1 pseudogene is annotated in these 386 nt (G+C 51.3%); it reads right to left on the bottom strand.

What is annotated here, in order from left to right:
- Positions 1-136: 136 nt before the first annotated feature.
- Positions 137-250: pseudogene (locus tag BN3456_RS16405) on the bottom strand (response regulator); the annotation flags it as partial.
- Positions 251-386: the final 136 nt, after the last annotated feature.

Genomic DNA, 386 nt, shown 5'->3' on the forward strand with positions numbered 1-386 from the left:
CACTCCCGTTACACCATCGTGTGCCCGGCCCGTCCACTCCTTGCTCCCTCTTTTTTTTTTTTTTAAATGATCCGCCGCCCCCCGAGATCTACACACTGCATATCGTCGGCAGCGTCAGATGTGTATAAGAGACAGTTGCAGAACACATTACGACTGTGGCTCCTGCATCATATGCCTTAATCGCCTTCAGAGCCTCCAGCCCGTCCATGTTGGGCATGGTGATGTCCATCAGCACAAGATCCGGTTTAATGCTGTCTCTTATACACATCTCCGAGCCCACGAGACCTCTCTACATCTCGTATGCCGTCTTCTGCTTGAAAAAAAAAAAAAACACACCCCCTCCCACTCCACCAACCCGTAGAGACACAGAAGAGACCAGCAGAGGG

This window comes from Clostridium sp. C105KSO13, from assembly GCF_001517425.1.
GTDB lineage: Bacteria > Bacillota > Clostridia > Lachnospirales > Lachnospiraceae > Muricomes.